Genomic DNA, 13,341 nt, shown 5'->3' with positions numbered 1-13,341 from the left:
ACCCGTATGACTCCGCCTCGCCCCTCGCCGCTGCCCCCGTCCACCCCTGCGTCCCGTTTCCCGTACGCGCGCGGCGCCGACGGCGGTCCGCGGCTCGTGTACGGCGCGGACTACAACCCCGAGCAGTGGCCGCGGGAGGTGTGGGAGGAGGACGTGCGGCTGATGCGGGAGGCCGGGGTGACCACCGTGTCCGTGGGCATCTTCTCCTGGGCACGCCTCCAACCCGGCCCCGACACCTGGGAGTTGGGCTGGCTGGACGACGTGCTCGACCTGCTGCACGCGGGCGGCATCGGCGTCGACCTGGCCACCGCGACCGCGTCCCCGCCGCCCTGGCTGACCACGGCGCACCCGGAGGTCCTGCCGGTGACCGCGGCCGGGGAGACGGTGTGGCCGGGGGCGCGGCAGCACTGGCGGCCCACCTCGCCGGTCTTCCGCAGGCACGCCCTGCGCCTGGTGCGGAAGCTCGCCGAGCGGTACGCGGACCATCCGGCGCTGGTCGCCTGGCACGTCAACAACGAGCTGGGCTGCCACAACGTGCACGACTACTCCGACGACGCCGCGCGCGCCTTCCGCGACTGGCTGCGCGAGCGGTACGGGACGCTGGACGCCCTCAACCACGCCTGGGGCACGGCCTTCTGGTCGCAGCGGTACACGGCGTGGGAGCAGGTGCTGCCGCCGCGGCTCGCGGCCTCGCACCCCAACCCGACGCAGCAGCTGGACTTCAAGCGGTTCTCCTCGGACGCGCTGAAGGAGTATCTGCGGGCCGAGCGGGAGGTGCTGCGGGAGCTGACGCCGGGGGTGCCGGTCACCACCAACTTCATGGTGATGGGCGGCACGAGGGGCATGGACTACGCGGACTGGGCGGACGAGGTCGACTTCGTCTCCAACGACCACTACGTGGTGCCGGGACCGCAGGCCCGCGACGAGTTGTCGTTCTCCGCCAACCTCACCAGCGGCATCGCCGGGCACCGGCCGTGGTTCCTGATGGAGCACTCCACCAGTGCCGTCAACTGGCAGCCCGTCAACGTGCCGAAGAAACCGGGCGAGTTGGTCCGTGACTCGCTGCTGCATGTCGCGCACGGCGCGGACGCGGTGTGCTTCTTCCAGTGGCGGCAGTCGGCGGCCGGCGCGGAGAAGTACCACTCGGCGATGGTCCCGCACGCGGGCGCCGACAGCGAGGTGTTCCGTTCCGTCGTGCGACTAGGGGGAATTCTGGGCGCGTTGGCGCCGGTCGCGGGTTCCGTGCGGGAGCCCGCACGGGTGGGTGTGCTGTTCGACTGGGACTCGTGGTGGGCCGCCGAGCAGGACTCCCACCCCACGTCCCGTCTCGACTACCACCGCGAGGCCCTCGACTGGTACTCGGCGCTGCTCGCCCTGGGCGTCCGCGCCGACGTGGTCACGCCCCGCTCCGACTTCGGCGGGTACGACGTGCTGATCGCGCCGGTCCTCCATGTGGTGCCGGCCGAGCTCGCCAAGGACCTCACCCGGTACGCGGAGGGCGGCGGGCACCTGGTGACCACGTACTTCTCCGGCGTGGTGGACGAGAACGACCATGTGTGGCTGGGCGGTTACCCGGGGGCGCTGCGCGAGCTGCTCGGCATCCGCGTGGAGGAGTTCGGCCCGCTGCTCGACGGCGAGAGCGTGGCCCTCGACCGGCCCGGCGACGCGGCGGGCGGCGACCTGGCCGGTTCGGTGTGGACCGACCGCGTCACTGTCACCGGCCAGGACGTCGAGGTGCTCGCGTCGTACGCCGACGGCGCGTACGCGGGCCGCCCCGCGGTCACGCGCCGTACGACCGGCGGGGGTTCCGCCGCATACGTGTCCACCCGGCTCGGCCCGGAAGGGCTCGCCGCACTGCTGCCCGGTCTGCTGGCCCCCGCCGGGGTGGCCAGTGAGCTGCCGGCGTCCGCTCGCGGCCGGGTCGAGCTGACGGTGCGGCGCGGCGCCGACGCCCGGTTCCTGTTCCTGGTCAACCGGTCCGACGAGGCGGTGCCGCTGCCCGGCCTGGTCGGCGTGAGCGGTGAAGTCCTCGCCGGGCAGGCCGAGTCGGGCGCGGACGGTGACCTGGTCCTGCCGCCCCGCGACGTCACGGTCCTGCGGCACCCGCTCACCCCCTGACCTCCGTTCCGTTCGTCCAGCGCCTTCCGTACCAGGCCGCGCCCCGCCCGGGGCACGGTTGCGCAGCAGCCCTCACGCGTTGGGGGCATCCGTTGGCACCGAGTTGGGAGCATCCGTTGGCACACCGCACGCATCCCCGTAACCGCACGCGCCGTCTCGTCCGTATCGCCGTCGCCACGGCCCTCGCCTCCGCGGCGGCCCTGGTGACCGGGCCGCCGCCCGCCGCCGCGGCCTTTGCCGTCACCGTCCGGCCCGACCCGTCGACGCAGCAGGAGAAGTTCCAGGGCTGGGGCACCAGCCTCGTCTGGTTCGCCAACGTCACCGGCGGCTATCCCGAGGAGATCCGGGAGGAGCTCGCGCGGCTCCTCTTCGGCGACGAGGGCCTCGCCCTGAACATCGCCCGCTACAACATCGGCGGCGGCAACGCCCCCGACGTGAAGGACTACCTGCGGGCCGGTGGCGCCGTCGAGGGCTGGTGGCGGGCGCCCGCCGGAACCACCCGCGAGGACACCGAGTGGTGGAGCCCCGACGACCCGAAGGACTGGAAGGACGACGCGGACAGCACGCAGCGCTGGTGGGTCGACCGCATCAAGAACGACGTCGACCACTGGGAGACGTTCAGCAACTCGCCGCCCTGGTTCATGACCGAGAGCGGCTACGTCTCCGGCGGCTTCGACGCCAACGCCGACCAGCTGAAGCCCGGTTCCGTGGACGACTTCGCGGCGTACCTCACCGGTGCGACGCGGCGGCTCGAGAAGGCCCACGGCATCGACGTCGACACGCTCGACCCGTTCAACGAGCCCAACACCGGCTACTGGAGCACCCGCCTCGGCCCCGACGGCGAACCCGTCGGCGGCCGGCAGGAGGGCGCGCACATGGGCCCGGAGCTCCAGGTGAAGGTGATCCGCGCGCTGGCCGACCGGCTGCGGAAGGAGCGCAGCGACACCGGGATCGCCGCGATGGACGAGACCAACCCCACGATCTTCGCCCGGAACTGGAACGCGTACCCGGCCGAAGTCCGGGATCTCGTCGCGCAGATGAACGTCCACACGTACGGCACCGCCGACCGCCCCGTCGTGCGCGACCTCGCGAAGGAGGCGGGCAAGCCGCTGTGGATGAGCGAGGTCGAGGGCGACTGGGGCGACGGCCAGGACTTCGACGACATGCGCCCCGGCCTCGGCCTCGCCCAGCACATCGTGGACGACCTGCGCGAACTGGAGCCGCGCGCCTGGGTGTTCTGGCAGCCGGTGGAGGACTACGACAACATGAAGCCGGGCGGCGAGTCGGCCGAGGGCGGCAACTGGGGCAGCATCCAGATCCCGTTCAGCTGCACGTCCGAGGACACCCTGGAGACCTGCCCGGTCCGTACGAACACGAAGTACGACACGGCCCGCAACTTCACGCACTTCATCAAGCCCGGCGACCGGCTCATCAGGACCGACGAGGGTTCCAGCGCGGCCGCCGTCTCCAAGTCCGGCGACGCGGCGACGGTCGTGCACGTCAACGGCACGACGGAGGCGCGTACGGTCACCGTGGACCTGGCGAAGTTCGGCCGCGTCGACTCATCGGCGACCGTCACCCCGGTGGTCACCAGCGCCGACGGCAGGCTGAAGCGCCTCGACCCGGTGCCGGTCACCGACCGCACGGCGAGCGTGGAGGTGCCCGCGCAGTCGGTGACGTCCTTCGTCGTGGAGGGCGTGGCTGCTCAGTAGGCCACGGGCCAACCCGTCGACCAGTCGAGGAGGTTGATGCCGAGCTTCGGGGTGCCGTTGTCGTCGCGGTCGTAGTAGTGGTAGACGATCAGGTCCCCGTCGGTGTCCGACATGATCGACTGCCCGCCGGGGCCGATGTACCGGCCGTGCGACTCCAGGACCGGCGTGCCGCCGTTCTCCATCAGGGGCACGCCGTTCCGGTCCACGTACGGCCCGGTGACGCGCGTCGCGCGGCCGACCTTCACCTTGTACGTGGAGCTGCTCCCGGCGCAGCACGTGTCGTACGACGCGAACAGGTAGTAGTGGCCGCCGCGCTTCACGATGGACGGCGCCTCCACGGCCTTCGTTCCGGTGGGCCGGGAGGCGAGGGAGCGGCGGGCGGTGTCCGTGGCGTGCGGCTTGCCGGTCGACGGTTCGAGGCGGATCAGCTTGATGCCGGTCCACCAGGAGCCGTACGACAGCCACCACCTGCCGTCGTCGTCCACGAACAGGTTGGGGTCGATGGCGTTGAAGTCGTCGGAGGTGCTGGACGTGACGACGACGCCCTGGTCGGTCCAGCTGCCGGGCTCGCCGGTGGCCGAAGTGGCAAGGCCGATGGCCGAGTTGTTGGAGCCGAAGGACGAGACGGAGTAGTACATCACGTATCTGCCGCCGTGGTACGAGAGGTCGGGCGCCCAGGCCTCCGGCACCGACGAGTACCGCGCCCACCAGGCGGGCTTGGTGCGGAACGCGTCGGTGCCCGCGGCGAAGGCGATCCGGTCGCCGGACGCACGGTGGCCGAGGCCGCCGCCGGTGGCGTAGAGCAGGTACTTCCCGGCGCCGGTGCGCACCATCGTCGGGTCGTGCACGACGACGTCGCCGGTGACCCGGCCGGGGGCGGGATAGGCGGTGGCGCTGCTCGGCACGAGCGCGAGCAGCGCGGCGACGGGGACGGCGATCAGGGCTCGCCGCCGGGCGGGACGGCAGGCGCGGTGACGGGTGGGGCGGAAGGCGGGGCGGAGGGTGCTGCTCATCGTGCCGACAGGGCGCTCTGCAGCCGGGCGTACTCGGCGCCGGTCACCGGGAGGACGGTGCCGTGCCGTGGGCTGGCGGGCAGGTCGTGGTCCGTGGACGGGGTCCACTTGCCCGAGGCCAGGTCGGTGGTCTCGAAGGGGACGTAGCCGCGGCCGCCGAACTCGTCGATGAACAGGTACCACTTGTTCTCGGTGTTGGACTTGAAGACGGTCGGGCCCTCGCCGCGTTCGACGGTCCCCTTGCCGATGCAGTCGGCGACGAACTCGTAGGCGGTGTCGGTGAGTTCGCGGGACTTCTCGGCGGTGATGAACTTCGAGCAGGGCGTGCCGGACGCGGGGTCCCGCTCGTCCTTGGTGAAGCGGTGGAAGGTGTCGCCGTCCTTGACGACGGTGGAGTCGATCACCGAGTAGCCGGGGTCGTTCCACACCTTCGGCTCGCTGAAGGTACGGAAGTCCTCCGTGGTCGCATACAGCATCTTGTTGTACGTCGAGCCGGTGTGGTCCGGGTCGTCCTCGGCGTACACCTTGGACGCCCAGAAGACGACGTACGCGTCGCGCTGCTCGTCCCAGTACGCCTCAGGGGCCCAGGTGTTCCCCGCGGTGTCCGGGGCGACCTTCACGAGGCGGCGGTCGGTCCAGTGGACCAGGTCGGTGGACTCCCACACCGTGATCGACTTGCTGCCGGTGCGCTGCACCTGGTCCCAACTGCCGCCCTCTCCCCCGTACATGCGCAGGTCGGTGGCGATGAGGAAGAACTTGTCGCCCTTCGGGGAGCGGATCACGAACGGGTCGCGCAGGCCCTTGGTGCCCAGGTCGGAGGTGAGGACGGGCCTGCCGCCGTTCAACTCCCGCCAGTGCAGGGGGTCGTTGCCGCGGCTGAGTGCCATCCGGATCTGCTCGCCGTCGGCGGTGCCCTCGCCGGTGAAGTAGGTGAAGAGGTATCCGGCGTAGGCGCTGCGTCGTGGCTCGTCGGTGTCGGGCGCCGCCGTGCCGGGGGGGCGCGGCGAGCAGGGTGGCGCCGAGCGCGACAGCCGCGGCGAGCAGGGGAAGACGGGCGCGGTGGTGTCGTCGTCTCATCGGGATCCTTCCGTCGGGGCCTTGTGCACGGGAGGGGTTGCCGGTGGCGTTCAGCGAGGCGGGGGTGGCACGCTCCGGTTCGGCGAGGGTGTTCGCTTGTCCGAAATCTCGAATGCCGCTCGCAAACCCGAACGTCGTGCAAGACGGGGAACGTAGGCTCCAACCGGGGACGCGTCAATGGATCGCGCAAGGATCCGCCGAATTCACGACCGGGGTTCGACCTGCCGCACAACTCGGGCCGCATCGACGGCCGTTCACGGCCCGGCCGACGGTCAGCGGTGCTCGGGGTTGGGGAAGTCGGAACGGCAGCCGGCGTCCCACTCGGAGCGCTGGTTGCCGTGGGCGGGGATGCCGCCCGCGCGCTTGAGCAGCGCCCCCAGGTGCATGAGGTTCCAGGTCATGAAGGCGGTGTTGCGGTTGGTGAAGTCGTTCTCAGGGCCGCCGGAGCCGGGGTCGAGGTAGGACGGGCCGGGGCCCGCCTCGCCGATCCAGCCGGCGTCGGCCTGGGGCGGGACCGTGTAGCCGAGGTGCTGGAGGCTGTAGAGGACGTTCATGGCGCAGTGCTTGACACCGTCCTCGTTGCCGGTGATCAGGCAGCCGCCGACACGGCCGTAATAGGCGTACTGGCCCTGCTCGTTGAGGATGCTGGAGCAGGCGTACAGCCGCTCGATGACCTGTTTCATGACGCTGCTGTTGTCACCGAGCCAGATCGGCCCGCACAGGATCAGGATGTCGGCGGCCATGACCTTCTCGTACAGCTGGGGCCACTCGTCACGCTCCCACCCGTGCTCGGTCATGTCCGGCCAGACGCCGGTGGCGATGTCGTGGTCGACGGCGCGGATCACCTCGGTGGCCACCCCGTTCCGCTCCATCAGGAGGCGGCTCCTGTCGACCAGGCCCTCGGTGTTGCTGGTCTCGGGCGAGCGTTTGAGCGTGCAGTTGATGAACAGGGCACGCAGGTCGTCGTAGCGGTACGCGGTCGCAGCCATGGGGCGGCTCCTCAGGTGACGGGGGTACGAACCCAGCCTGGCCGCGTCGGCGCGATGCCGCCCACCGATCGGGGCCAGGAGTATGAGAGGCCACGGCCGCCGCACCGGCGCCGTCGAGGTCCGACAGATCGGGCGGCTTCCTACACGTTGCACATCGAAACACAAGGCCATAACCAGCCTCCCCAGGCGCCCGCCCCGCGCAGTCGGTGAACAGCCCCTTGGCAACGCGGTGTCGGACGTCGCAGGCGGCATCGGCGACCACAGGCGGTCTTGCCCCGGTAGGTCGGCCGCCTCAGACTTGGACGGAATCTTGGTCCGTTCAACTGCAAACAGCGTGACTCGCTCTCGTACCACAGACATGAGACCGCCCCCGGCCGTATGCCGCCGGACGTCGCTGTATCGGGAGGACAACCGTGGACGTGCGCCGCCCCTGGATAGAGGTCGACTCGCTCGAGATCGACTCGCTCGAGCGGTTCGAGGACGTGGTGGCAAAGACGGTTCAGGAATGCCAGAACGGTCTGCCGGGCCGGGCTCTGCGTGTGACGACCGACGTGGACTGGCCCGTACTTCAGGACCGTGTCGCCGGCTACGCGCGCCGCACCGAGGCGTCGTTGACGGCACATGAGTCCGGGCTGGAGTTACGCGTCCCACGGGCGGTGCTGACCGTCGAGCGGATGGCGGGGGCGGTGGCAGTCTCCTGTCACCGTACGGAGCAGCCCCCGCAGCCGTCACCGCAGGCGTTACCGGCGCCGGAGGAGGCGGCCGAGGTCTGGCAGCTCGCCGAGCGGCTGGCCGGCCTCCTGCCCCAGCCCGGCCCGGCGCTCCTCCAGGAACAGGCCCTGCTCACGGGTGCGCTGAAGCACACGAGTTGGCTGGTCGCCACGCTCGCCTGCGACGCGCTCAACCGGGCCGGGGTACCGGCGGTGCCGCAGTTCGTACGGGACCACGACCCCCTGCCGGCCGGTGAGCAGGGCGGCCCCGGCGGACTGCCACATGCCGACGGCGCCTTCACCGAGGTGTGGGAGGCGCGCATCAGCGTCGACGAGTACGCGCTCTTCGAGGCCGTGCATCCGGCGTACGCGGCGCAGATGGTGGCGGTGGGCCGTATGGTGCGGGCCCACTGCCCCGCGCTGCCGGACACCGTGCTCGATGTGGGGAGCGGCCCGGGCCTGCCGACGGTGATGCTCGCCGAGATGTTCCCCGGCGCGCGGATCGATGCGGTGGAGCCCAGCGCTGCCGCCTTTCCGCACTTGCTGCAGAACATCGCAGGGCATTCGATCGTCGCGCACAACACGGGGATAACCGATTTCGCGGGGCCGCGGAATTACCCGGTGACGGTCTCGGTCGGGGCTTCTCATCACCTGGACACCCGGCTGTTCCTCCGCGGCTTGAAGCGGCACACCGCACCGGGGGGTCTGATCGTGGTCGCGGACGAGATGATCGCCCCCTTCTCGTCGGAATCCGAGCGAACGCAGGCGATCATCGACCACCATTTCGTCTATATCGACCAGGCCCTCGCTCATATTCAGGAGGAGGATCTGCCGGCGGCCGAGCAGCAGCGGCTTCGGGCTCTACGGGACACGGACCGGCGGACGCCGACAGGGCTGCGGTCCCTGTTGGCCGAAACGCGTCGGGAACGACTCTTCTATGCCGGAGACGACAGCCCTTGGCAGCGCGTACGATTTTGCGTGCTGGAGCTGGAGGCCCTGGTGGCGGGAATCGACTACGACGTCGAACGCAAGACCTACGTCGAGAATTTCAGGGCACTGGCCGAGGACGAGGGTCTGGCATTCGTGGAACACCGCCGCGTGCATCCCACCGTGGGAAACCGTGACTTCGACGCGGGGACCCATGTTGTTGCTTTGCGTAACCCCGACTGTCGTCTGTAGCAACGAGGACGTTGTGACCGAAGACCACCGCCGCCCCCTGGCCCGCATCCACATCGAGAGCCGCGAGTGCAGTCCCCAGCTCCTTGAACGGCTGACCGGTGCGACGTACTTCCCCGAACGTCTCTTGGGGCAGGCGATCGTCAACACGGTCTGCCGCGGCGGTGGACATCTTCTCTATGTCACGGCTCCGCCCATGCTCGATGCCGATCAGCAGGTGGACTACTACCTGAGCCTGCTCGCCGGGGAGCAGGGCGGCAGTTCCTACCGGCCGCAGGAGGCGCGTGCGCGCGTCCGCATCGTGACGCTGGACGACGCCTCCTCCCGCTGGCTGAGCGAAAAGGTCCTCGACCCCGACAGCGCCGAGGCCGCCTCCGTACGAGATGTTTTGCGCGAGTTCGCGGATGCTCATCAGCGCGCCGGGGCGGATGTGCGGCTGAGCTATTTCGAGCCGTCACGGCCGCTCGAACGGTTGGCCCGCGACCTCGGTGTGCGGGGTACGCAGACGTCGTCCGCCCACATTCCGCTGGGAACCAAGCAGGGCAGCCGCCGTATCTTCGCTGCCGCGGGCGTCCCCGTCCCGGCAGGCACCGAACTGTGCGACTCCCCCGCCGCGCTCGCCGCCGCAGTGGCCGATCTGGTACGGGCGGGACACCGCAAGGTGGTGCTGAAACTCAACAGCACCGCATACGGCGGCGGGCTCGGAAACGCTCTGCTCGCATTGGACCCGGCCCTCGCGTCCGCACCGGACGACGACCTGGACCAGCTCGTCCTGAATGAGCTTCCCCGCGCGTCCTTGGTGGACGGGAAAATCACCTGGGACGATTTCGCCGCCCTCATGAAGGGGTCCGGTGCGATCGCCGAGGAAATGATCGAAGGCGACCCGCTGCTCAGCCCGAGCTTCCAAGGCCGACTGACCGACAACGGTGAGGTGGAGGTCGTCTCGACGCACGACCAGGTCCTCGGCGTCGACGGCCAGAGCTATACCGGGTGCAGCTTCCCGGCCCACGCGGATTACCGGCAGGCGGTCATCGACGGCGGAACGCGGGTGGGCGAGGCCCTGTTGCAACTCGGCGTCGGCAGCGGTGATTACGGAGTCGACTTCCTCGCAGTCCCATCAAGCGCCGGGCCCGGTGCAGACGGTTCCGAATGGCGCCTGCTCGGCTGCGAGGTCAACCTCCGCGCCACGGCCACCAAGCACGCCTTCACCATGGCCTCCGGTCTCCTCGGCGTGGCCCCGACTCCCGACGGGCGCTTCTTGTCCGACGGCACGGAATACGTCTACGTGACATCGGACGGCATCATGGACCGCCGTTACGAGGGCCTCCGCCCGTCCCAGCTGATCGATGCCGTCACCGGTTCCTCCCTCGGATACGACCCGGACCGCAGAACGGGCGTCGTGCTGCACATGATGAGCCCCGTCATGCGGCACGGAAAATTCGGGGCGCTGTGCATCGGCAAGAGCCATGCGGAGGCCGCAGAGCTCATGCGGCAGTTGCGGGAACTCATCGACCAACTGGCACGGGAAGAGGCACAGAAACAGGAACAGGAACAGGCTCAGGTGTACGCGGGCCCCTGAGCGGGGTGCGGGCGCAGCGGCGCCTCCCAGCGTCTTCCCTTCCAGGCGGAGGCGCTCGGCCGACTGCCGCACGGACGTGGCGGGCCGCCGCGAGCGACGGCAGCCTGCAAAAGCAGTCGCAGCCGCAGCCGCAGCCCCGATGCGAGCTGCGGCCCTGACTGCTCGATGACTATTCGATCGAACGCCTGAGAGGGCCAGGGGCGTGCCAGAACCAGACCTGATCCCCGGTGCGGCGTCCCTGCGCCCGGACACCGCGCTATTGCAGCCGCCCAAAGAGCCTCGCCGGGCCGGCGGAAGTCTCGACGCTCCTCGGCGGGCACGTCGGATCGCGCGGACCGGCCCTGACGCAGTTCGCCCGCTCCCCTGGCTGGCGGCCGTCGCCGCTGCCTTCTCCCTCGTCCAACTCGTCCTCGTCGTACCGGGCACAGGACTCGGCTGGGACGAGACGGTGTACGTCAGCCAGGTCAGCCCGCAGGCCCCGGCCGCGTTCTTCAGCGCGCCCCGGGCGCGAGGGATCACGTTCCTCGTGGTGCCCGTCACCGAGCTGACCACGTCCGTGACGGCGCTCCGCGTCTACCTCGCGCTCCTTTCCGGCGTCGGCCTGTTCATCGCCCTGTGGGTGTGGCGACGGCTCCTGCCCACGCCCGTACTCGCCGTCGCCGGCGGCTTGTTCGCGACACTGTGGGTCACGGCGTTCTACGGCGCGCAGGTCATGCCGAACCTCTGGGTCGCGTACGCGGCCTTGGTGGCCACCGGCTGCTTCCTGCGCGCCATCCGCCGAGGTGACCGCGGGATGCTGCCGTGCGTGGCCGCCGCGGTGGCGTTCGCCGCGTTCATGCGTCCCGTCGACGCCGTGTGGCTCGCCCTCCCGCTCGCCTTGACGGCCCTGCTGAAACGAGCCCGGCGCCTGCTCCTGCTCCTCCCTCTGGCCATCGGCCTGATCATCGGCTGGGCGCCGTGGATCATCGAGGCGTTCATGCGGTACGGGGGCTTCTCCGCCCGCCTGGAGCGAGCGAGCGAGATTCAGGGGCAGCTGGGCGCGTACTTCGCCGTCGACGACCATGCCCGCGCGCTGTCCGGCCGCGTGCTCTGCCGCCCCTGCGACGTCCCATGGGATCAGCCCGACACCAGCATCTGGTTCCTCCTGCTGCCGTTGCTCCTCGCGGGCGGCGCGTGGGCAGCCGTCCGCACCCGGCGCCAGGCGGCGGTTCTCCTCGCCACGGGCACCGGACTGGCCCTGGCGGCACCGTACTTGTTCACCGTCGGCTACGCGGCCCCCCGGTTCCTGCTGCCCGCGTACGCCCTGCTGAGCCTGCCAGTGGCGCAGTGCCTGACCCACATCGTGAGCGGATCGCGGGCACGGTCGCCGCGGCGCTGGGCCGTCACCGTCGGCACCGCCCTCGCGGTCATCGGACATCTGACGGTCCAGTACAAGGTCCTCGACGGACTGACCCGGCACGTCCGCTACGACCACACCCTGCACACACGGATCGCCGCGGAGCTGCGCGCTCAGGGAGTGCGGCCGCCGTGCGTGATCACGGGCATGGAATCCATCCGGGTCGCCTTCCGAGTCGGCTGCGCCTCCCGGCAGCCCGGTGGTCACGACCAGAGCATCACGCCCGCCGGACTGGCCGCCGCAGCCCGACAACAGCCGGTCGCCCTCCTCCTCTTCGGCGACCAACACCCCATGGCCTACGCCCGCACCTGGCGCATCCACCCCCTCCCCGCTCCCCACCACCTCCCGGACCTCCGCGCCTACCTCTCACCCACGTGCGGATGGCCCGCAGGCGGTGCGTGCTCGCGAACTGCGACCGGAGGGCCGTACTCCGTGCCGGATCGCGTGCGCTGTATCGATCCCGTACGCGAACTCCCGGAGAGCTGCCCGCACTCGGCTCAGAACACCATGGGACGGCACCCCTGCAAGCTTCACCTCCAGGCGACGGCGACGTGTCGGTGAGGTGTCCGGTGTACGGGCGGCAACCTCCGCCTTCCCGAACCTGCCGAGGCTGCCGGTGCTGCCGGTTCTGCGAGTGCTGCCGATGTGCACGATGCCGACGGCGGCGAGGGCGACGATCAGGCCGAACGCCGTCTGAGCACTGAAGGGTTCGCCGAACATCAGGGCTCCCCAGACCGCGGTGACGGGGGCCATGAGGAACATGAGCGTGTTGACCTTGGTGACTCCCGAGCGCTTCAGGATGAGCCAGTACAGCCCGTATCCGCCGAACGTGGAGAGCGCCACGAGCCAGGTGATCGCGGCCCAGAAGGAGAGCTCCGCGGGAGGCTTCGCGGCGCCGGAACTCAGCGCGAGCGCGGTGAAGATGACGGCGCTCGTGGTGCAGTGGATGGTCATCGACACCATGGGCGCGACGTGGGTGCGCGACCGGCTTTCCAGGTAGGTGGCCGCCACCAGCGAGAGCATGCCGAGGAACGGTACGAGGTAGGCCCACCAGGCCACGTCGCCGCCGGCGGAGGCGTCGGCGGTGGTGACGAGTGCGACGCCGGCGACTCCCAGCAACAGCCCGATCCACTGTCTGCGTGACACGTACTGGTGCAGGAGCGGTCCGGCCAGGGCTCCGGCGACAAGGGGCTGGACGCCGTCGATCAGAGCCGTCGTACCGCTGGAGACGCCGAGCTGGATCGCGTAGTAGACGGTGAGGAGGTAGCCGCTCTGCGACAGCGCCCCGATCAGCACCTGCCTGCCCAGACTCCGTGCCGTGAGACCGCGCCAGGTCGCCCGGGCTGCGACAGCTGCGACGGCTGCGATGGCGCCGAGGATGAGCGCCAGAGGGAGGAAGCGCCACATCAGGATCGTGACGGCGGATGCGCTGCCGGCGCCGAGCTTGGCCCCGATGAACCCGGAACTCCAGCAGAGGACGAAGGCGATCGAGAGCAGGAAGTTCACGGCCACACACCTCGACTAAACAGATCTGTCTACTCCTCCGTGTGACTATACAGATCGGTATCCTT

The 13,341-nt window shown here is 70.2% G+C and carries 6 protein-coding genes and 3 pseudogenes; 5 read left to right on the top strand and 4 right to left on the bottom strand.

Annotation, left to right across the window (positions count from 1 at the left end; all coding sequences use genetic code 11):
* Positions 1–6 precede the first annotated feature (6 nt).
* Both ACIDOF_RS34015 and ACIDOF_RS34010 read left to right on the top strand, forming a co-directional pair.
* Positions 7–2,118, top strand: coding sequence for a beta-galactosidase (locus ACIDOF_RS34015; RefSeq protein WP_409010071.1), 2,112 nt, complete (start codon positions 7–9; stop codon positions 2,116–2,118).
* A 116-nt stretch (positions 2,119–2,234) separates the two neighbouring features.
* A pseudogene (locus ACIDOF_RS34010) lies at positions 2,235–3,821 on the top strand (glycoside hydrolase); the annotation flags it as partial.
* A 2-nt stretch (positions 3,822–3,823) separates the two neighbouring features.
* Here ACIDOF_RS34010 and ACIDOF_RS34005 read toward each other — a convergent pair.
* The 3 genes and pseudogenes from ACIDOF_RS34005 to ACIDOF_RS33995 all read right to left on the bottom strand — a co-directional run bounded on the left by ACIDOF_RS34005 (position 3,824) and on the right by ACIDOF_RS33995 (position 6,909).
* Positions 3,824–4,843: an arabinan endo-1,5-alpha-L-arabinosidase gene (locus tag ACIDOF_RS34005; RefSeq protein WP_409010070.1), complete on the bottom strand. Its 1,020-nt coding sequence runs from the start codon at positions 4,841–4,843 to the stop codon at positions 3,824–3,826.
* An 11-nt stretch (positions 4,844–4,854) separates the two neighbouring features.
* Positions 4,855–5,920 (bottom strand): annotated as a pseudogene (locus ACIDOF_RS34000) (glycoside hydrolase family 43 protein); the annotation flags it as partial.
* 272 nt (positions 5,921–6,192) lie between these two features.
* Complete coding sequence (locus tag ACIDOF_RS33995; protein WP_409010069.1) at positions 6,193–6,909, bottom strand: flavodoxin family protein; 717 nt, start codon at positions 6,907–6,909, stop codon at positions 6,193–6,195.
* Between the two features lie 413 nt (positions 6,910–7,322).
* Here ACIDOF_RS33995 and ACIDOF_RS33990 point away from each other — a divergent pair, with 413 nt between their 5' ends.
* The 3 genes from ACIDOF_RS33990 (at position 7,323) to ACIDOF_RS33980 (ending at position 12,331) form a co-directional block, all read left to right on the top strand.
* Positions 7,323–8,798 carry a class I SAM-dependent methyltransferase gene (locus ACIDOF_RS33990; RefSeq protein WP_409010068.1) on the top strand — a complete coding sequence of 492 codons (1,476 nt, stop codon included), beginning with the start codon at positions 7,323–7,325 and terminating at the stop codon, positions 8,796–8,798.
* A gap of 13 nt (positions 8,799–8,811) precedes the next feature.
* The gene (locus ACIDOF_RS33985) at positions 8,812–10,374 is read left to right on the top strand and encodes a peptide ligase PGM1-related protein (protein ID WP_409010067.1); all 1,563 of its coding nucleotides are present in this window, start codon (positions 8,812–8,814) and stop codon (positions 10,372–10,374) included.
* Positions 10,375–10,576: 202 nt separating this feature from the next.
* Positions 10,577–12,331, top strand: a complete 1,755-nt coding sequence (locus tag ACIDOF_RS33980) for a hypothetical protein (protein WP_409010066.1) — start codon at positions 10,577–10,579, stop codon at positions 12,329–12,331.
* A gap of 66 nt (positions 12,332–12,397) precedes the next feature.
* On the opposite strand, the pseudogene ACIDOF_RS33975 reads toward ACIDOF_RS33980, so the two are convergent.
* Positions 12,398–13,276, bottom strand: a pseudogene (locus ACIDOF_RS33975) (DMT family transporter); the annotation flags it as partial.
* Positions 13,277–13,341 lie beyond the last annotated feature (65 nt).

This window comes from Streptomyces sp. Da 82-17 (assembly GCF_046098215.1).
In the GTDB taxonomy this organism is placed as follows: Bacteria; Actinomycetota; Actinomycetes; order Streptomycetales; family Streptomycetaceae; genus Streptomyces.
Note: the sequence above shows the minus strand (reverse complement) of the source record. Positions and strands in the feature narration are given on the sequence as shown.

Coding starts and splice junctions, on each gene's coding strand:
- ACIDOF_RS34015 (WP_409010071.1), top strand. CDS start 7: ATGACTCCGCCTCGCCCCTCGCCGCTGCCCCCGTCCACCCCTGCGTCC.
- ACIDOF_RS34005 (WP_409010070.1), bottom strand. CDS start 4,843: ATGAGCAGCACCCTCCGCCCCGCCTTCCGCCCCACCCGTCACCGCGCC.
- ACIDOF_RS33995 (WP_409010069.1), bottom strand. CDS start 6,909: ATGGCTGCGACCGCGTACCGCTACGACGACCTGCGTGCCCTGTTCATC.